Raw genomic sequence first — 17525 nt, forward strand, 5'->3', positions numbered from 1 at the left:
CGAGGTTCCCGGCCATAATCGGCCGCAAATGACGCTGCCCGCCGCCCCTTCCCCTTCCCATTTCCCTTCCGTTACCGAGCTGCTGGCCAGCGCTTCGCAAGGTGAGAGCAGCGCAGTTAACGCGCTATTTGCACGGCTCTATCCCGAGATAAAACGCGCCGCTCGGGCAAAGCTGGCGCAGGCCAGCGGCGTGGCCGGACTCAACACCACCGCGCTGGTGCATGAAAGTTTTCTGCGCATGGCTGACAGCGAAGGTCTGCAAGGCAATTCCCGCGGTCAGTTCTTCGCCTATGTGGGCCGGGTGCTGCGCTCGGTCGTCGTCGACCATATTCGGGCGGCTGGGGCCGACAAGCGCGGCGGCGAGGCAGGCATATTGCTGACGCTGTCTGCCGCCGCCGAGGTGGTGGCGCCGATCAGCTCGGCCCTCGATCTGATTGCGATTGACCGGGCCTTGCTGCAGATGCAGCAGCTTGACCCTGGTCTTTATCAGTTGCTGGAGATGATTGGTTTTGCCGGCACACCCATCGTTGAGGTGGCGCAGCTGCGCGGGGTGGCGCGGCGCACGGTCGAGCGCGATCTGGTCAAGGCGAGGGCGCTGTTGACTGAGCTGATGGGCGATAGCGCAGCGACGGTTTATTGATGATGGGCGCAGCGACGCTGGACCGCCCGCGTTGGCTGCGCTTATCCGAGCTGTTCGATCAGGCGCTGGATCTGCCAGAGTCGGCACGTGCCGGCTGGCTGGCCGGGCTGACCGAGGCGGCCGGCGTCGACGCGTCGCTGGTCGAACAACTGACGAGGATGCTGGCCAAAGCAGCGGCCGACACTGCGCCCGACCAAGCTGCATCGCCGACCGGCTTTGACGCGCTGCTGCAGCATGCCTTGCAGCAGGATGAAGAAGGCTCCATCAACGGGGCAAGCGATTTGACTGGCCGACGCATGGGCGCCTGGGCTTTGTTGTGCAAGATCGGCGAGGGCGGCATGGGCCAGGTCTGGCTGGCGCGGCGCGCCGACGGACTCTATGAACAAGAGGTGGTGGTCAAGCTGCTGCGTGGCGACCTGCAGCAAGCTTCCCTGTCTGAACGTTTTGCGAGAGAACGGGCGGTGCTTGGGCGGCTTAACCACCCGGGCATCGCCAAGTTGTTGGACGCTGGCATTGAAGCGGGCTTGCCGTTTCTGGTGCTCGAATATGTGGACGGACGCACGCTGACCGAGCATGTGCGAGCTGCCTGCCCGACGGTGGCCGAGCGGGTGACGCTGTTGATCCGTGTCGCCCAGGCGGTAGAGCATGCGCATGCGCAGCTGGTGGTGCACCGCGACCTGAAGCCGACCAATGTGATGGTCAGCCTGCAAGGCAACCCCAAGGTGCTGGACTTTGGCATCGCCGGTTTGCTGGACGACGAAGCGCCGGGCGAGCTGACGCGCTTGAGCGGGCGCGGCCTGACCCTGGGCTATGCCGCGCCGGAGCAGCTCAGTGGGTCGGCCCTTGGCGTTGCCGTTGACGTGTACAGCCTGGGTGTGTTGCTGTTTGAGCTGCTGGCGGGCTGGCTGCCGTTTGCGACCGAGGGCCAATCGCGGGCTGTTGCCGAACATGCCTTGCTGCACCTGGAGGCGCCGCGCCTGGGGCAATTGCTGGCCGAGCGCTCGGCCGGGCGGCCCGAAGACTTCGCTCGCGTGCGTGGCGACCTGGAGGCCATCGTCGCCAAGGCCTTGCGCAAAGACCCGGCCTTGCGCTATGCGGGCGTCGGCGCTTTTGCTGATGACCTGCGCCGCTGGCTAGCGCACAGGCCGGTCGGTGCGCGCCGCGACGATTGGCGCCACCGCAGCAGTTTGTGGTTGCGCCGCAATGCCTTGCCGGCGACCTTGGGCGGCTCGTTGGCGCTGGCGGTCTTGGCCGGCTTGGGCGTGAGCCTGGCGCAATGGCAGCGCGCCGACGCGGCCGCCCATCAGTCCGATCAAGTGACGCTTTACTTGACTAATCTGCTGGGCAGCGCCAGCCCCGATCTGCATGGCGGTGAGTCACCGAACGTTTTGCAGCTGCTGGAGAAAAGTCGTACGGAACTGGGGGGCAAATTCAAGGACGAACCCGCCACCAAGTTGCGCCTGCTTGAGGTCTTGGCCTCCACCTATGAAAGCCTGAACCGCTTTGACCTAGCCGCCCCGCTGGCCGAAGAATGGGTCGGCTTGGCGGTGCAGCTTTACGGCGAGGATGACTTGCGCACGATGGAAGCGAGGCACAAGCTCTTGCAGATCTACAACCCGGCTGGCCCCTGGGATGAGGTGATCCGGCAGATTGCAGCGCTGCGCCCCCGGGTGGCGCGCCTGGTCGGCCAGGAGTCGGAGTTCATGCGCAGCTTGCTTTTCATGCTGGCTCAGGCCCAGATGAGAACCGGCCAGGGCGCTGCAGCCGAGCTGACCATGCAAGAGGCCAGCGTGATGATTGAGCGCCAATTCCCGCCGGGCAGTTTCGAGCGCGCCCATATGAGCAGTTACAAGGCGGCCATTCTGTCCAGCCAGGGCCGTTGGAGTGAGGCGCTGCGCGAGTATCGGAAGACGGAGCAAGCGCAGGCGCAGATTTCGACGGCGCACAAGCGCCATGCCTTGGCTTGGCAGCGCAGCATTCTGGCCTTGCAGATGCGGCTCGGTCTATATGAGCAGGTCGAGCCGCGTGCTCAAGCCATGGGTGCCGAAATCGACAGTTTGCTCGGTCCGGGCAGCTCGCTGCGCGCCGCACTCTACCCGGAGATGGCCCGCTACCACAGCGACCGCGGTGAATTCGGCGAAGCTTTGAAGGCTCGGCAGGCGGTTTTGAGCGGCAGCAATGGCACGCCCAGACCGGCGCTGGTGGCCTCACGCGCGGCGCTGTTGCACGCCCGTGGCATGGCCGATGATGCGCCCGCCGCGGCGCTGCTCGCCGAGGCGCAAGAACTATTGACAAGAACAGCCGCCGACAGCCGGCAGCTTGGCCCCTTTCGCCGTTCAGAAGCCTGGCTGGCGTTGGCGCGCACCGGCCTGCTGCTGGACGATCAAGCCTTGGCGACGGATGCGATTCAGCGTCTGCGCGACGATGGTGAACTGCATTTGCGCGAGGACCGCTGGTTGAACAGCCAGGTCGCGCAGGTCGAGGGTGAGCTGTTGCGCGCGCGCGGTGACTGGCAAGGCAGTCGCAAATTGTTGGCACAGCGGGTCGATTTGCTGGCCGCCGGCGCTGATCAGGCGGTCCCAGCGGTCTGGCAGGCCCGGCTGGATCTGGCGACGACTTTGGTCATGATGGGCGATCCCGAAGCGGCCGCCGCCCTGGCCTTGGCCGCTTCGGCGCGGCCGCCGCAGATGCCTAAAAATCACCCACTTGATGCCGTGCTGCGCTATCTGGAACTGCTTGAGCAGGGGGGCAACGATGCCTCCGTGCACAGGGCTCGCTTCGGCGTGGAGCAGGCCTATGGGCGGACCTCAGCCAAGCTTCCGGCGCGGCTGGGCGGTGTTTTCTAAGCGATCGAGGATTACTCGGCGCCGGGCAAGCTCAGGCCTTGAACGCGGAACATCTACTAGGCGACAAGCCAGGCCAGCGAACACATAAGCATGATGCCGCACAGGAGCTGGAACATCTGTATCAGCAGCGCGGCGCCTTGCTGTTCCTGCTGGTCTGCAAGGCTCTCCGCTCTTGCGTTCTCGCAATAGATGTTCGAACTCAGCGTGCAATTGCAGCGCCGACCTTGATCGCAATTGCCCGAGCAGACAGTTTGTCCGGCCGCCAGTATGGGCAACGTCCAGGCGGGGGCTTCTCCGCTTTGTGGATGCGGCGTGCCATCTGCAGGGCTGACCATCGGTGCGTAAATCAAGCTGTTCATGGCGGGGCTCCAAAGGCTTCAGTAAACGCGGTGCCGGAGAGGAATCGATGCGATCTATCTACCCAAGCACCGAGACGTGACGGCACTTGAAATATAGGGTTGAAGCAGGGTTCGCGTGACCCCGCGAACCCGGGGGATCAAGTGGTCAAATCAGCGCCGTCCGTGATTGGCATCACGGTTTTTCAGGCCCTCGAGGAGCGTCGCTTTTCTAGCCTTAAGGCGGCTTGCCGCCGGCCGGCTTCAGCCCTGCCGTTTGTGCGTCAGCTGCGTGATCAACAGGTCGCGCAACGCGGTGTAGAAGACCGGCACGCTGGCCATGCTGGCCTGGGCGAAGGCGGTCGCCAAGGCGCGCCGCTGTGTTTCGCTGGGTTCATTCTGCAAGCGCAAGTCCAGCGCCTGCCAGCCTGCCATCAGCTCGGCCTCGAAGCCGGCGCGCCGCTCCAGCAGAAACGGCAGCGCTTTTTGGTAGGCCAGTTGCATCAGGTTGTCAACGAAGTCTATGCACCAGCGCGCCGACGTCGCGCTGAACTGCTCGGGGTCGTAGTCGCTGAAGCAAGGATGCAGCGCGTCTATGCCTGCATGCATGGGGATCCAGCTGCTGACATGGGGGTTGTCGAGCGCCAGCCAGTAGACGCCGGCGATGTCAGCGGGCAGGCCCCGGCGCAGCTGGCAAATCATGCTGAGGTGACCGAAATGCCGGGCCACCGGGCGGCGATGCGTCAGGCGCAGGAGCCGGCGAAGATCTGGGTTAGGGAACGGCGTGGCCAGCACGCTTTTGGACACATGCCCGCTCGCGTCGGCGACCTGCCATTGCGGCTGCTCGGTGATGTCGTAGATCGTGCCTTCAAAGGTCGAGCGGTGAAACGCCATCACATCGTCCAGGCCGAGCTTGCGTTCGGGCGCGACCGAGAAGGGGTAGATGTCCAGCGGTTCCACGACCTGGTGGTAGGCATCCAGCGTCGCATAACGGTCGGTTTCCAGCCGGCGTGCCGGCCAGGGCCGCAGCGTCGGCGCCACATCGGCATAAAACAACCACAGCCTGGACGTCGCCCATTCATGCGGCAGCGGGATATAGGCCTGCTGCCAATCAAAAGGTCGGCCGGCTTCGGGCCGGTACCAGCCGCGCTCGATCGCATAACTCTGCACATGAGCGCATGCCAAGATTCGCACGCTGTCGGCCAGATCCAACTCGCGCAGGATGCTCCAGTTGGCGACCACCAGCGCATGGTCAGCGTCCATGCGGCGGGCCGCCCAGATGGCGCCGGGTGCGCCGCTGTTCGCGCGCCAGCCCGGGCCGACGCCGACGATTTCCAGCACCCAGACCTCATCCGGGTCGGCGATGCAGAGCAGCTCGCTGCCATCGCCGCAACTGCTCAGGAAGCCATGGCGCTCCATCAGCTCGCCGATCAAAAAAACCGACTCGCGAGCGCGGCGGCAACGCTGCAGCGCGAACACCATCGCCTGCTCGACGCTCATGATCTGCTCGCCTTCGCCGCGCGCGCATTTCAGCTCGGGGCGCTGCGAGGTGGTGCTTTCGGCGATGGCGAGCTGATGCTCGTTGAGGTGCGAATAGGCGGAGTGGAAATAGGCATAGGTGTGCGGCACTTGGGCGATCTCGCCTATCACTTCGCCGAAATAGTCGAGCTCGGGCTTGACGATGTTTTGCATGCCCCAATGCACCGGCGCCATCGCGCCGGGCGGGTGATCCTGGGCGGCCACTTTGCGCACGCGCGAGTCCTGGCCGCTGTCGGAATGGCTGAGCAGGGTCGAGCCATCAACGCTGGCGCGCGGCCCAATGGCGATCACGGTGCACATCTGAGAGTCCTTGTTTTTCTAACTATTTTGCTGGATCAAACAACGCTCATTGGCAGCAAAACCGCAGGCGCCGCCAAGAGGTTTTGGGTGACGGGCCATCAGTGGCTTGTCCCCCCAAGTGAGGATAGCCCAAGCACCAGGGGCTTCATAGAATGGCGCCGGCTCAAAGCCTTCGCAGGCTTCCGGTGAGGCCTCCAAGCCCCGGCGATGCCCCAAGCGCTCAGCAAGAAGCGAAGCTCTGCCAATCATCATCCAACACATATTCATCGATAGTTCGAGGGAAACTCATGTCCGAACAACTGAAATCGAGCGCGCGGCTCGTCGCTGCGGCCTCCTTGGCCGCAATCGTTTTGGCCCTGCAAGCCTGCGGTGGCGGTGGCAGTGACGCCCCGCCGGAGCCGGTCAAGCCGACGACCTACGACCTGCAAGCGGCGATGACGCAGTACTACACCAAAGCAAATACCTGGAGCCTCAGTGGCACCGTGTCGGGTGGAGGCCTGCCGGCCGGCACGCCGGTATCGATGGTGCTGACGACCGCGCCAATGACCGGCATGGGCACACACCCTGTGTCGGGCAGGCTGTCCAGTCACATGAGCCAAAGCATGACGCTGAACTTTCTCGGCACATCGCACAGCTCGACCTATGAGTCTTTCTTTGACGCGGGCACGGTTCAGTCCGAGGGGCAGGCGTCTTTGGCCGATGACAGCTGCGAAGCGTCGGTGACCAAGGGTCGCCTGTCCAAGACGGCCAAGGTCGGCGACACCGGCCCCAACGGCAGCGGCATTGAATACCTCAGCTGCAAGGCCGGTAGCGGCGCCGAGGCCAATTACGTGGATACCTGGGCGGTCAAGCAAGATGGTGCGCGGGTGCTGCTTTGCCTGGAGCGCAGCGCCAAGGTCGTGGCCACTGGCTTCACACGCACTGGCAGCCAATGCCATCAGTTGAACGCCGACAGCAGCCTGGGCAGTTATGTGAGCTTCAGCGAAAAACTTGAAGATACCAGCTTCGAGTTGAAAACACCCTGAAACGCGGCACACCTTGATGTGCTCAAGTCTCCCCGGATGTGAAGCGTCCGGGGAACAAGTCTGCCTTGGCTTCAGCGCATCCCGCTGATCCGTGCATCCTTGGGGTAAGTGATCAGATAGTCCGCCGTGATGCGCAGCGTCTTGCCGGCTTCCAGCGGCAGCTCCCAGGCCACCACGCCGGGCTGCTTCTTCCAGGCCTCAAGGCTGGGTTTGGGATTGAAGACGGTTTGCACGCGGATGTCTTCATGCCGCCCCACCGGCGAGGCCTCCAGCACTTGCAACTGCACCGGCTTTTTGTGCAGGTTTTCCAGCACAAAGGCGCGGCCGATTTTCTGCTCGGCGCGCGCGCCGATGAAGCCGGCGTTGGCGCCGCCGCGCTGCTCGGGTTCGACTTTCACCCGGAGCATCTCGTCGCGGCCAAAGAACAGCTCCAGCCGCTCCTCGCTGGCCAGATTCAAATGGCTGTTGCCGACGAAATCGCCATCTCGAAACAGTTGTAGCGCGCCGCTCGGCCAGGAGCCAGCCGGCCGAGCCAGCTCGGCCATCAAAAAGGCGTGCGCCTCTTGCTGCGGCTGCACGCGCCGCAATACGCGTGCATCCAGCAGCTCGCTGCCCAGCGTGTAGCCCACGCGTTGGCCATCGCTGGCTACATTGACCAGACCGGGCACTCCGAACTCGGCGGCGAACTCGCCCTGGAAGACGCTGACGTCAAAACGTGGCTCAGGGGCGGCGGGCTTGAATTCGGGTGGGGGCATGAATGCGGGAGGCGGGGCGGCTGCGGGCGCCGCACGCGCATATTGCATTTCTTGTTGCACCTGAATTGGGGGCAGGATGTCCAGCGTCCAAGGATAGGGCGGCGCGATGCCGGTGTTTTGGCGCGGCTGCACGGTCGACAGACGCAGCTTCACGCCGCTCCAGTCCTCGCCACTGTTTTGTGCCACTTGGGCCTGGCGCTCCAGGCGCAGCTGTGCCTTGGCCGTATCCAGATAGGCGCGGTAGACCGGCGTCCAGCCCGCTTGGCTGAGACGGTAGCTCAGCCGCAGTTCGCCGGACTGCGCGGCAGCCAGGCGGATCTGCAAACTGCGCACCTGCGGGTTGGCCTTGATCAAGCGATCGCGCTCGGCCAGCAGCGGGCTCAGGTCTTGTTCGATCATCTGCTTTTTGCGCAAGAGCTGGTGCTGGCGCTGCATCGCCTCCAGGCCGCTACGGCGCAAGGACTCGGCGGTGCTGCCGATGGTGGCTTGATTGCTCGCGCCGGTGCCCGTGCCGAAGTTTTTCAGAAAGCCAAGCACCAGCTCTTGAGCATCGATCTCGGCCTTCAGGCCGGCCTGCTTGTCTTCCAACTCGCGGATGCTGGCGTCGAGCGGGCTGGCCGCGCATTCGGGCGCTTGCTCGCGCGCCACGGTCTGCACGCTGACATCACCGATTTGTATGCCTGTATCGCCTTGCAGCTGCAGCGAATCGAGGTCGAAGCGGGCCGGCAGGCAGCTGAGTTTGAGCGTTTGGGCGCCGGCCGCGACTTTGGCGACCCGCTCCACGGTGGCGCCACCCGGGTAGACCAGGACCTGACTGATCTTGCTGCTCTGGGCGGCAGCGAGGCCGGCTTGTGTGAACAACAGAGGCAGCAGAACGAGAAAGCGTGTTGGCATGCGCGGGCTCCAAGAGTTTCAGGCGTGAACATAGCATGGCCGCCGGCTTGGGCGGGAGGGCTCTGGCACACTGGCGGCATGAGCGAAACACCACAAGCCAACTCCGCCCGCAAAGCCCTGGTGCTGTTTTCCGGCGGCCAGGACTCGACAGCCTGCCTGGCCTGGGCGCTGGAACGTTACGCCGAGGTCGAAACCATAGGTTTTGATTACGGCCAACGCCACCGCGTCGAGCTGGATTGCCGGCAAACCGTGCGCGCCGAGCTGATCGCGCGCTTCCCGGCTTGGGCGCCCAAGTTGGGCGAAGATCATCTGCTGGATCTCGCCCTGCTTGGCCAGATATCGAGCACTGCGCTGACCGAGCACCGCGCCATCGAGATGCAGGCGAATGGCCTGCCCAATACCTTTGTGCCGGGGCGTAACCTGTTATTTTTGACGTTCGCTGCCACTTTGGCCTACCGGCGCGGGGCCTCGGTGCTGGTGGGTGGCATGTGCGAGACCGATTTTTCGGGCTACCCGGATTGCCGCGACAACACGCTCAAGGCGCTGCAGGTGGCGCTGAGTTTGGGGCTGGATGCGCCGATGACGGTGGAAACCCCGCTGATGTTCATCACCAAGGCGCAAACCTGGGCGCTGACCGAAAGCCTGGGCGGCGCGGCCTTGAACGAGCTGATCATCGAGCATACCCACACCTGCTATCTGGGTGAGCGCACGCAGCGCCACGCCTGGGGCTATGGCTGCGGCAGCTGCCCGGCCTGTGAGTTGCGCGCGCGGGGGTTTCAGGAGTTCAGCGAGACGGCGTCATGAGCAACTTGAATTGGGCGCTGTGGACGGTGGCGGCGTTGCTGCTGTTCTGGGGCATTGGCGCATACAACCGCTTGATGCGGCTGCGCAATGCCATTGCCGCCGCGTTTGTGCAGCTCGATGAGCATCTGACGACGCGAGCGCAGCTGTGCAGCAAGCTGCTGGTCTTGTTGCAGCCCTTGCTCAGCAATGAGCGCGCTACCTTTGAAGCCTTGGAGCAGGCGCAGGCCGAAGTGAGCGCGGCGGCACAGGCCGCGCGGCCCAGGCCCTATATGGCCGAACCGGTCGGCATGCTGGGGGTTGCGAGCGCCGTGCATGCAGCAGCCTTGACCCGGCTGATGTCGATGTTGGAGCACCATGCGGAGCTGCGCGAGCATGCCGATTTGTATGCCTTGGTCGATGAACTGAAAATGGTGGAGCGCCAGCGCTCCTTTGCGCGCCAGCTCTTCAATCAAGCGGTGGGTCAGTTCAACGAAGCGATCACCCAGTTCCCGACGCGCATCCTGGCCAGCATGTATGGCTTTCGCGAAGCTCGCTCACTGTGAAGTGACCACCTCTTGATCGGGCCAGGCTTGAGAAAAATTCACGCTCTTGAAGGCTGAGCCGTCGCCGGTCTGCGCGCTTGGCTGCGTTTGACGACGATGCTAGAGGACTGCTGGATATACAGGAGACCGATCTTGCTTCGTCGACATGTCTTGGGCGCGATGGCTGCGCTATCTCTGCCTGCCGGGGCGCGTGCACAGGCCGGCGGGCGCAAACGCATCGTGCTGGGCCAGTCGGCGCCGCTGACCGGGCCGGCGGCGCAATTGGGCCTGCAGATGCGGGCCGGCGCCAAACTCTACTTCGACGCGGTCAATGCCAGCGGTGGCGTGGCCGGCAGCCTGATCGATCTGCAAACGCTGGATGACGGCTACGAGCCCCAGCGCTGCGAGGCCAACACGGCCAAATTCATCGAAGACGATGTCCTGGCTCTGTTCGGCTATGTCGGCACGCCGACTTCGCTGGTGGCGCTGCCGCTGATCAACCAGCATCACATTCCCTTGTTCGGCCCCTTTACCGGCGCCGAGGCGCTGCGTGCGCCCGTGAGCCGCTGGGTCTTTCATCTGCGTGCGTCCTATTACGACGAGACCGCGCTGATCGTCAATCAGATGACCAATTTGGGGCTGAAGAAGATCTCGGTCTTTTATCAGAACGACGCCTATGGCAAGGCCGGCTTGGCCGGCGTCAACCGCGCCCTGACGAGCCAGTCACTCGCAACCGTTGCCACCGCCACGGTCGAGCGCAATACGGTCGACGTGGCACGCGCGGTGAGTGAGTTAGTGCCGGGCCGCCCCGAGGCCATCGTGATGGTCAGCGCCTACAAGAGCTGTGCGGCCTTTATCCGCGAAGCGCGCAAGGCCGGCTATGGCGGCGTGTTCTATAACGTCTCATTTGTAGGCACCCAGGCGCTGTCCGATGAGCTGGGCAAGGAAGCGCTGGGCGTGGTCGTCAGCCAGGTGATGCCCTATCCCTTTGGCGTCGCCCATGGTGTGGTGGCCGACTACCAAGCAGCGGTGCAAAAAGCGGGCGGCGAGCTGCGCCCGAATTACACCGGCATGGAGGGTTTTTTGGCCGCCAAGGTTTTCACCGAAGGGCTGCGCCGCGCCAAGAGCTTGACGCGTGAAGGTTTGATCGCAGGACTGGAAAGCCTGAGCAACTACAACGCCGGCGGCTTCACAGTCAATTTCGGGCCGGGCCGGCGTGTCGCGTCGAGCTTTGTCGAGCTGTCAATGCTGACCGGCGACGGCCGCGTTAGGCGCTGACCGAGTTCAGGCCGGATTCAAGAGCATTCGATCGCGCCCGAGCTCACCAGCTCGCGGAACAGCGACAACATTGCTCGCCCGCTCATGCTGTAAGGGTTGAGCTGGCTGGTGGCGCTGTATTTCAGCACCAGGCCGGGGTTGAGGCGGTGCAGATTGACCTGGCCCATGGTCCAGCCGGCGAATTCGCGCTCGGCGATTTCGGTGTAGCTGAGCAGGATCACATCCTTGTGGCGCGGGTCGCTGGCGATGCGCTGGTAGCGCGCGTTGACGGCGTCGCGGCCGCCTTCGAGCAACTGCATAAAGACGCCGTCGCTGTGGCAGAGCAGGCCGGTGATGCCTTCGCCGGCATTGTGCTCGCGCGACTGTTTGAGGATGGCGACGAGATCTTGGCCGCTCATCGCATGGGCGGCGCGGCTGGCGTACAGAAGGTGAACAAGCATGGGGTTTCCTTGAGAGGGCCGAGCGATGGTCGAGTGGATGTCTAACGAATCAAGGACAGGAATTCGCGGCGCAGATTGGGATCCTTCATAAAGGATCCGCGCATCACGCTATTGGTCATCTTGGACTCGCTGTCCTTGACGCCGCGCCAATGCATGCAGAAATGGTCGGCCTCCATCACGATGGCCAGGCCGTCCGGCTGCACGCGCTCTTGCAGCTCGTTGGCCAGCATGGTGACGGCTTCTTCCTGGATCTGCGGGCGGCTCATGATCCAGTCACAAATCCGCGCGTACTTGGACAGTCCAATCAGATTGGAATGCTCGTTAGGCAGCAGGCCGATCCAGACCTTGCCCATGATGGGGCAAAGATGGTGCGAGCAGGCGCTGCGCACGGTGATGGGGCCGACGATCATCAGCTCATTGAGCCGCGTCACATTCGGGAACTCGGTCACCGCCGGCATGGGCTGGTAGCGGCCCTTGAAGATCTCCTGCATGAACATCTTGGCCACGCGTTTGGCGGTGTCTTGCGTGTTGTGGTCGCTGTCGGTATCTATCACCAGCGCGCGCAAAACGCCCTGCATCTGCGCCTGCACCTCGGCTTGCAACTGCTCCAGCTCGCCGGCTTCGATGTAGTCCGCGATATTGTCATTCGCATGGTGGCGGCAGCCGGCGCTGACCAAACGCATGCGCACCCGCTCGGACGCGGGCAGGGCCGCCAGTTGCTGGGCGTCTAGGCTTATTTTTTTGGATGAATCGCCGCTCATAAAACTTCTCGCTTAGGCTGAAGCGCTCGATTGTGGCCGCAATCCAAAACCCGCGCAGGGTCGGGTCTTGCCTGCCGGCCGTGCAGGGCTGACCTACACTGAAGGCGTGACTGAGAAACCCAATCCGCAACTTTCCCCGCCGCTGCAGCGCCTGCTGCTGCAGGTGGCCGATGCCCTGCAGGCCGTGCGCTCTGGGCGCTCGCTGACCGATGTCCTGGCCCGCTGCCCCGCCGAGCTGCGCCCGGCCACCCAGGCGCTGAGCTTTTATGTGCTGCGTTTGCTAAGCAGTGCCGAAGCCGCGCGTGCGCTGCTGGCGCCCAAAGCCCCGCCGCCCAAGGTCGACGCCTTGCTGGTCAGTGCCTTGGCGCTGCTGTGGCCTTGCGCGCCGGGCGCGGCCCCGCCCTATACCGATCACACGGTGGTTGACCAAGCGGTCAGTGCGGTGCGCAAGCGCGCGCCTGCCAGTGCCGGCTTCGTCAACGCGGTGCTGCGGCGCTTTTTGCGCGAGCGCAGCGCCATCGTGCTGGCCGCGCAGGCCGCTGAGCCGGCTGCCTATAACCACCCGCAATGGTGGATTGACCGCGTGCGCGCCGACTGGCCGCAGCAATGGCAAGCGATTCTGCAGGCCAATAACCAGCATCCGCCGATGACCTTGCGCGTCAATGCGCGGCGCGGCAGTACCGAAAGCTATCTGGCTCGCTTAGCCGCCGCCGGCATCAAGGCGACGCCGGTCGGGCCGCTGGCGCCCCAGGCCTTGCTCTTGGAGCGGGCGCTGCCGGTGATGGCCTTGCCAGGTTTTGCGGATGGCGATGTGTCGGTGCAGGACGCAGCGGCGCAGCTGGCGGCGCCTTTGACAGTGGGCGCGCTTGCATCGCTGCCGGCGCTCGCCTCAGGCGCGCGCGTGCTGGACGCCTGCTCGGCGCCCGGCGGCAAGACCGCGCATTTGCTGGAGCTGGCCGATTTGGATCTGCTGGCCTTGGACAGCGATGCCGGGCGCCTGACCCGTGTGCAAGACAATTTGCAACGCCTGTGCCTGAAGGCTCAAACAAAGGCAGCCGATGCCCGTCAAAGCCATGGCGACGGGGCTTGGTGGGACGGCCAGCTCTTCGATGCGATCTTGCTGGACGCGCCCTGCAGCGCCTCCGGCATTGTGCGCCGCCATCCGGATGTGCGCTGGCTGCGCCGGCCGACGGATATAGGCAATCTGGCCACCATCCAGGCCGAATTGCTGGACGCCTTGTGGCCGACGCTCAAGCCCGGCGGGCGGCTGGTCTATGCGACCTGCTCAATCTTCAAGGCCGAGGGCGAGCACCAAGTCGATGCATTTTTGCAACGCCAAAGTGATGCAAAACACATCGATGTGGCCGGCATGAGCGGGCATCTGCTCCCGCTCACTCACAATGGCGAGGCAGCGGGTGGTCTGCCATCGGTTTTGGATGGTTTCTATTACGCGCTGCTGATCAAGAAGCTCTGAACTCATGACGCGGCGCAAGCAGGCTTTTGCCTGGGGCGCTTCGCAGCAAAAGTACCTACCGACCTTGACCTCGCCAGCCGTCACCGCCGCAACACCTGCCTTTTTGAGCCACGTCAGCCGGGACACCCACCCGCTGGCGCGCCGCATCTGGCGTTGGCTGGCAGCGGCAGGGCTGGTGTTGCTGTTGGCTCTATTGGCCCGGCCTGCTTTGGCACAAGGGGTGGAGCTCGTCCAACTGAGCACCCAGCGAACCGAAGAAGGCCTGGAGCTGAGCTTCAGCACCCGCTTCGAGCTGACCCGCGCGGCTGAAGACGCCTTGATGAAGGGTGTGCCTATCTACTTTGTGGCCGAAGCCGAAATTCTGCGTAACCGTTGGTATTGGCGGGATGCCCGGACGGCGCGCGCCAGCCGAACCTGGCGTTTGGCCTGGCAGCCGCTGACGCGGCAATTCAAGGTCAGCACCGGCGGGCTCAGTCAAAGTTATGCCAGCTTGCCCGAGGCCTTGGCATCGCTGCGCGGTGCGGCCGGCTGGCGCATCGCCGAAAACCGCGATTTGGAAGACGGCGGGCGCTATTACCTGGAGTTCAGCTACCGGCTCGATACCAGTCAGTTGCCCAAGCCCATGCAGATCGGTTTGGGGTCGCCCCAAGGCTGGGGTTTGAATATCGAGCGCACGCAGAACTTGGCGGCCGACTTCAGCAGCAGCCTCGTCGTGCCATGATTTTTGCGGTCGGGGTCAGGGCTGAGCAAGCCAAGCGGGCGGCGCCTTGAGCAGACGAGCACGATTAACCTGGGTCATCTCGACGGTGATCGTGACGGGTGTCTGCGGGGTCTTGGCCTTTTTGCTGCTGATCGGCGTCAGTTCACAACGCGGGTTTTTCGAGCGCCACTATGTCTGGCTGTTCTGGCTCAATGCGGCCGTGGCCAGCTTGCTGGTGTTGGTCATCGGCGTGGCCGCAGTACGCCTGGTGCTGCGCGTGCGCTCGGGAAAATTCGGCAGCCGCCTGCTGCTCAAACTGGCCGGCATCTTCGCCTTGGTCGGCGTGGTGCCGGGCGTGATGATTTACGGCGTGTCTTACCAGTTCGTCAACCGCAGCATCGAAAGCTGGTTCGATGTGCGCTTGGCCGGCGCGCTGGAGGCCGGCTTGAACCTGGGCCGCGCCACCTTGGACGGGCTGGTCAGCGACCTCTCGGACAAGACCCTGAGCGCCGCTGGGCGCTTGTCGGAATCGGGCGGCATGCCGCAGCCCTTGGCGCTGGAGCGCCTGCGCGTGCAACTCGGCGCCCGCAGCGTAGACCTGGTCAATGGGCATGGGCAAATTTTGATGTCGTCCGGTGGCGACACCAGCTCGCTGACGGCGGAGCGGCCCTCGGAAGGCATGCTGCGCCTGGCCCGCGTGGCCAAGGTGGCGAGCCAGCTCGAAGGTCTGGAAGACGAGACCTTGGCAATGCAAGGCCAGGCGCGTATTCGCGCGCTGGCGCTGATGCCCAACGCCGACTATCGCCTCAGCAGTAGCAGCTCCGGAGAGCGCTTTTTGATGGTGGTCCAGCGTGTGCCGGCCTCGGTGGTCGCCAATGCCCTGGCGGTGCAGGCGGCCAGCGGCGAGTATCAGCAGCGGGCGCTGGAGCGCGACGGCTTGCGGCGCATGTATATCGGCACGCTGACGCTGGTGCTGATTCTGGCCGTGTTCGCAGCGCTGCTGCTGGCGGTCACCTTGGGGAATCAGTTAGCGCGGCCGCTGCTGCTGCTGGCCGATGGCGTGCGGCAGGTGGCGCAAGGTGACTTGAGCCGCAAGCCCATGTTGGCCTCGCGCGATGAGCTCGGCGGCCTCACGCGCTCGTTCGCGGACATGACGGCGCAACTCTCCGATGCTCGCGCCATGGTGGGCCGCAGCGTGGCCGAACTGGAGAGTGCGCGCACACATTTGCAGACCATTCTGGATAATCTGACCGCCGGCGTGATCGTCTTTGATGCCCAGGCACGCATCGAAACCGTCAACCCCGGCGCGGTGCGCATCTTGCGTCTGCCCCCAGAAGACCTGCGCGGCCGCAAGCTTGACGAGTTGCCGCAGTTGCAGCCTTTTGCCGCAGAGATCATGCAGCGCTTCGAGCAGGACCGGCCGCTGCGCCCGAGCGTTGCCGAAGCCTCGCTTGGCTTGGGGACCGAACATTGGCAGGATGCTTTTGAGCTGCAGCTCGAAGCGGGTCAGGACGTGCTAACGCTGCTGGTACGCGGAGCGAAGTTGCCGCAAGACGCGCGGCTGATGGTGTTCGATGACATCACCGAGGTGGTCTCTGCTCAGCGTTCCGCCGCCTGGAGCGAGGTGGCCCGGCGCTTGGCGCATGAGATCAAGAATCCGCTCACGCCGATCCAGCTCTCGGCCGAACGCCTGCAACACAAGCTCGAAGCCAAGCTCGAGGGCGCTGATCAGGCGATGCTGGTCAGGTCGGTGGCCACCATCGTCAACCAAGTGCAGTCGATGAAGCAGTTGGTCAACGAGTTCCGCGACTACGCCCGCCTGCCCTCGGCACAGCTCAAGGTGCTGGACCTCAATGCACTGGTCAGCGAGGTACTGACCTTGTATGCCGAGGCCCAGGAAAGCGGTCTTTTGCGCGCCGAATTGGCCCCGGACGCCTGCGCCATCAAGGGCGACGCGACGCAGTTGCGCCAAGTCATTCACAACCTGGTGCAGAACGCGCTGGACGCGGTCCAGGAGCGCCCGGACGGGCAGGTGCTGGTGCGCACGGTGCAAGTTTTCACAGAAAGTGGCGAAGTGCGTGTGTTGCGCCTAAACATCACCGACAATGGGCCTGGATTCGCCGAGAAAGTGCTCAAGAGGGCTTTCGAGCCTTACGTCACCACCAAGACCAAAGGCACGGGCTTGGGTCTGGCGGTGGTCAAGAAAATCGCCGATGAACATGGCGCGCGTATCCGGCTGAGCAATCTTCATGTGGCCGGCGATGATGCCTTGGCCGTAGTGGGCGCGCAAGTTTCGTTATCATTTTCAAAGTTTTCAACTGCAGCGGTCGATGCTGGCCCTGCGGATAAGCCGGCGTGAACTAGGACTCCATGGCAACAATTCTTGTAGTTGACGACGAATTGGGCATCCGTGCCCTGTTGTCAGAAATCCTCAGCGATGAGGGGCACACCATTGAAATGGCTGAGAACGCCGCGCAGGCTCGCGCCGTGCGTGAGCGCATGCGGCCCGACTTGGTGTTGCTAGACATCTGGATGCCCGATGTAGACGGCATCACCTTGTTGAAGGAATGGGGCGGCGCTGGGCTGCTGACCATGCCCGTCATCATGATGAGCGGCCACGGCACCATCGATACGGCGGTTGAGGCGACCAAGTTCGGCGCCATTGCCTTCCTTGAAAAGCCCATCACCTTGCAAAAGCTGTTGCGTGCGGTTGAGCAGTCACTGGTCAAGGTAGCACCACGCCCGGCGCCGCCGGTCGGTGTGTCAACCTATATGCGCAGCGAAATGCCGCCCCAGTACACCGCTCCCAGCCTGGGCTTGATGCCGCAAATGGCGCAGCCGGCGCTGGGCCTGGCTTCGGAGCAAAGCTTCGAGCTTGATCGCCCATTGCGCGAGGCGCGTGACGCCTTCGAGAAGAGCTATTTCGAATTCCACCTCTCGAAAGAGAACGGCTCGATGACCCGCGTGGCCGAAAAGACGGGCCTGGAGCGCACCCATCTGTATCGAAAACTCAAGCAATTGGGTGTCGATCTGAGTCGAAATAAGCGCGGCGGCGGAATTTGATGCTATAGTCGCGGTCTTCGCTGATTTGAAGCAGGCAGCTGCGACGAAGAAGTGATGAAAAGAATAAGGCCTGGTAGCTCAGTCGGTAGAGCAGCGGATTGAAAATCCGCGTGTCGGTGGTTCGATTCCGCCCCAGGCCACCAGATAAAA

15 protein-coding genes and 1 tRNA gene are annotated in these 17525 nt (G+C 63.8%); 11 read left to right on the plus strand and 5 right to left on the minus strand.

What is annotated here, in order from left to right; genetic code table 11:
* Positions 1 to 28: 28 nt before the first annotated feature.
* Both PRZ03_RS00210 and PRZ03_RS00215 read left to right on the plus strand, forming a co-directional pair.
* Positions 29 to 640, plus strand: coding sequence for an ECF-type sigma factor (locus PRZ03_RS00210; protein WP_273598481.1), 612 nt, complete (start codon positions 29 to 31; stop codon positions 638 to 640).
* A complete protein-coding gene (locus PRZ03_RS00215) occupies positions 640 to 3486 on the plus strand; it encodes a serine/threonine-protein kinase (RefSeq protein ID WP_273598482.1) in 2847 nt (948 codons plus the stop codon). The genes PRZ03_RS00210 and PRZ03_RS00215 overlap by 1 nt, the downstream gene beginning before the upstream one ends.
* A 56-nt stretch (positions 3487 to 3542) precedes the next feature.
* On the opposite strand, the gene PRZ03_RS00220 is transcribed toward PRZ03_RS00215, so the two are convergent.
* Both PRZ03_RS00220 and PRZ03_RS00225 read right to left on the minus strand, forming a co-directional pair.
* Positions 3543 to 3845, minus strand: coding sequence for a hypothetical protein (locus PRZ03_RS00220; protein ID WP_273598483.1), 303 nt, complete (start codon positions 3843 to 3845; stop codon positions 3543 to 3545).
* A 240-nt stretch (positions 3846 to 4085) separates the two neighbouring features.
* Entirely contained in the window at positions 4086 to 5660 is a 1575-nt protein-coding gene (locus PRZ03_RS00225) for a dipeptidase (RefSeq protein WP_273598484.1), read from the minus strand.
* A gap of 287 nt (positions 5661 to 5947) precedes the next feature.
* Between PRZ03_RS00225 and PRZ03_RS00230 the strand changes: the two genes are divergently transcribed.
* The gene (locus PRZ03_RS00230) at positions 5948 to 6685 is read left to right on the plus strand and encodes a hypothetical protein (protein WP_273598485.1); all 738 of its coding nucleotides are present in this window, start codon (positions 5948 to 5950) and stop codon (positions 6683 to 6685) included.
* A gap of 71 nt (positions 6686 to 6756) precedes the next feature.
* Here the strand turns inward: PRZ03_RS00230 and PRZ03_RS00235 are convergent, their stop codons facing one another.
* Complete coding sequence (locus PRZ03_RS00235) at positions 6757 to 8334, minus strand: DUF4139 domain-containing protein (RefSeq protein ID WP_273598486.1); 1578 nt, start codon at positions 8332 to 8334, stop codon at positions 6757 to 6759.
* A 78-nt stretch (positions 8335 to 8412) separates the two neighbouring features.
* Between PRZ03_RS00235 and queC the strand changes: the two genes are divergently transcribed.
* The 3 genes from queC (at position 8413) to PRZ03_RS00250 (ending at position 10937) form a co-directional block, all read left to right on the plus strand.
* Complete coding sequence (gene queC, locus PRZ03_RS00240) at positions 8413 to 9138, plus strand: 7-cyano-7-deazaguanine synthase QueC (RefSeq protein WP_273598487.1); 726 nt, start codon at positions 8413 to 8415, stop codon at positions 9136 to 9138.
* A complete protein-coding gene (locus PRZ03_RS00245) occupies positions 9135 to 9680 on the plus strand; it encodes a LemA family protein (protein ID WP_263532854.1) in 546 nt (181 codons plus the stop codon). Before queC ends, PRZ03_RS00245 begins: the two co-directional genes overlap by 4 nt.
* A gap of 96 nt (positions 9681 to 9776) precedes the next feature.
* Entirely contained in the window at positions 9777 to 10937 is a 1161-nt protein-coding gene (locus tag PRZ03_RS00250) for an ABC transporter substrate-binding protein (protein WP_409993904.1), read from the plus strand.
* A 17-nt stretch (positions 10938 to 10954) separates the two neighbouring features.
* Here the strand turns inward: PRZ03_RS00250 and PRZ03_RS00255 are convergent, their stop codons facing one another.
* Both PRZ03_RS00255 and folE read right to left on the minus strand, forming a co-directional pair.
* Entirely contained in the window at positions 10955 to 11377 is a 423-nt protein-coding gene (locus tag PRZ03_RS00255) for a BLUF domain-containing protein (RefSeq protein WP_263532855.1), read from the minus strand.
* Positions 11378 to 11418: 41 nt separating this feature from the next.
* Positions 11419 to 12060, minus strand: a complete 642-nt coding sequence (folE, locus tag PRZ03_RS00260; protein ID WP_273598969.1) for a GTP cyclohydrolase I — start codon at positions 12058 to 12060, stop codon at positions 11419 to 11421.
* 184 nt (positions 12061 to 12244) lie between these two features.
* Here folE and rsmB point away from each other — a divergent pair, with 184 nt between their 5' ends.
* The 5 genes from rsmB (at position 12245) to PRZ03_RS00285 (ending at position 17518) form a co-directional block, all read left to right on the plus strand.
* Positions 12245 to 13612, plus strand: coding sequence for a 16S rRNA (cytosine(967)-C(5))-methyltransferase RsmB (gene rsmB / locus PRZ03_RS00265; protein ID WP_273598488.1), 1368 nt, complete (start codon positions 12245 to 12247; stop codon positions 13610 to 13612).
* A 4-nt stretch (positions 13613 to 13616) separates the two neighbouring features.
* Positions 13617 to 14333 (plus strand): DUF4390 domain-containing protein, encoded by a 717-nt coding sequence (locus tag PRZ03_RS00270; protein ID WP_273598489.1) that lies wholly within the window; start codon positions 13617 to 13619, stop codon positions 14331 to 14333.
* Positions 14334 to 14379: 46 nt separating this feature from the next.
* Positions 14380 to 16671: a sensor histidine kinase gene (locus PRZ03_RS00275; protein WP_273598490.1), complete on the plus strand. Its 2292-nt coding sequence runs from the start codon at positions 14380 to 14382 to the stop codon at positions 16669 to 16671.
* A gap of 11 nt (positions 16672 to 16682) precedes the next feature.
* On the plus strand, positions 16683 to 17375 hold the full coding sequence (locus PRZ03_RS00280; RefSeq protein ID WP_263532859.1) for a response regulator: 693 nt from the start codon (positions 16683 to 16685) through the stop codon (positions 17373 to 17375).
* A gap of 67 nt (positions 17376 to 17442) precedes the next feature.
* Positions 17443 to 17518 (plus strand) — tRNA-Phe (locus PRZ03_RS00285).
* The last annotated feature ends 7 nt before the right edge of the window (positions 17519 to 17525 follow it).

This window comes from Roseateles albus (assembly GCF_028595345.1).
Classification (GTDB): domain Bacteria; phylum Pseudomonadota; class Gammaproteobacteria; order Burkholderiales; family Burkholderiaceae_C; genus Paucibacter_A; species Paucibacter_A albus.

Excerpts from the sequence above, each read along its gene's own strand:
- PRZ03_RS00210 (WP_273598481.1), top strand. The coding sequence starts at position 29 with ATGACGCTGCCCGCCGCCCCTTCCCCTTCCCATTTCCCTTCCGTTACC.
- PRZ03_RS00215 (WP_273598482.1), top strand. The coding sequence starts at position 640 with ATGATGGGCGCAGCGACGCTGGACCGCCCGCGTTGGCTGCGCTTATCC.
- PRZ03_RS00220 (WP_273598483.1), bottom strand. The coding sequence starts at position 3,845 with ATGAACAGCTTGATTTACGCACCGATGGTCAGCCCTGCAGATGGCACG.
- PRZ03_RS00225 (WP_273598484.1), bottom strand. The coding sequence starts at position 5,660 with ATGTGCACCGTGATCGCCATTGGGCCGCGCGCCAGCGTTGATGGCTCG.
- PRZ03_RS00230 (WP_273598485.1), top strand. The coding sequence starts at position 5,948 with ATGTCCGAACAACTGAAATCGAGCGCGCGGCTCGTCGCTGCGGCCTCC.
- PRZ03_RS00235 (WP_273598486.1), bottom strand. The coding sequence starts at position 8,334 with ATGCCAACACGCTTTCTCGTTCTGCTGCCTCTGTTGTTCACACAAGCC.
- queC (WP_273598487.1), top strand. The coding sequence starts at position 8,413 with ATGAGCGAAACACCACAAGCCAACTCCGCCCGCAAAGCCCTGGTGCTG.
- PRZ03_RS00245 (WP_263532854.1), top strand. The coding sequence starts at position 9,135 with ATGAGCAACTTGAATTGGGCGCTGTGGACGGTGGCGGCGTTGCTGCTG.
- PRZ03_RS00250 (WP_409993904.1), top strand. The coding sequence starts at position 9,777 with ATGCTAGAGGACTGCTGGATATACAGGAGACCGATCTTGCTTCGTCGA.
- PRZ03_RS00255 (WP_263532855.1), bottom strand. The coding sequence starts at position 11,377 with ATGCTTGTTCACCTTCTGTACGCCAGCCGCGCCGCCCATGCGATGAGC.
- folE (WP_273598969.1), bottom strand. The coding sequence starts at position 12,060 with ATGCGTTTGGTCAGCGCCGGCTGCCGCCACCATGCGAATGACAATATC.
- PRZ03_RS00270 (WP_273598489.1), top strand. The coding sequence starts at position 13,617 with ATGACGCGGCGCAAGCAGGCTTTTGCCTGGGGCGCTTCGCAGCAAAAG.
- PRZ03_RS00280 (WP_263532859.1), top strand. The coding sequence starts at position 16,683 with ATGGCAACAATTCTTGTAGTTGACGACGAATTGGGCATCCGTGCCCTG.